This window comes from Mesorhizobium sp. M2E.F.Ca.ET.209.01.1.1, assembly GCF_004010375.2.
In the GTDB taxonomy this organism is placed as follows: domain Bacteria; phylum Pseudomonadota; class Alphaproteobacteria; order Rhizobiales; family Rhizobiaceae; genus Mesorhizobium.
In genome coordinates this window covers 1-332 of sequence record NZ_SADP02000693.1, presented here as the reverse complement: position 1 = coordinate 332, position 332 = coordinate 1, and the positions used below count along the sequence as shown (strand labels likewise).

1 protein-coding gene is annotated in these 332 nt (G+C 63.3%); it reads left to right on the top strand.

The features are described 5' to 3' along the window. Window positions 1–78 precede the first annotated feature (78 nt). Window positions 79–332, top strand: a 254-nt coding sequence (locus EN852_RS37470) for a LysR family transcriptional regulator (protein WP_135879814.1), incomplete at its 3' end; no start/stop codon positions are given.

Sequence of the window (332 nt, the reverse complement as noted above, 5' to 3'; positions counted from 1 at the left end):
CGGGCACGGATTGCATGCTGGCTTCACCCTAGGCATAATTCAAATTATCTTTTTTCGAGTAATGGCGTTGAATTTCTAATGACTGGAAAAGCATTCGACCCGATGCCGCCTCTCGATTGGCTGCGCACTTTCGAGGCAGCCGCTCGCCTGTCGAACTTCACCGCCGCGGCCGCCGAGCTCGGGCTCACCCAGGCCGCCGTCAGCCAGCACATCCGCTTCCTGGAGGAGCGGCTCAAAAGCCGACTGTCCGCGCGGCTGGCGCGCGGGGTGGCGCTGTCGCCGGAGGGCGCGGCCTATCTCCCCCACATCCAGGCGGCTTTCGCGACCATCGG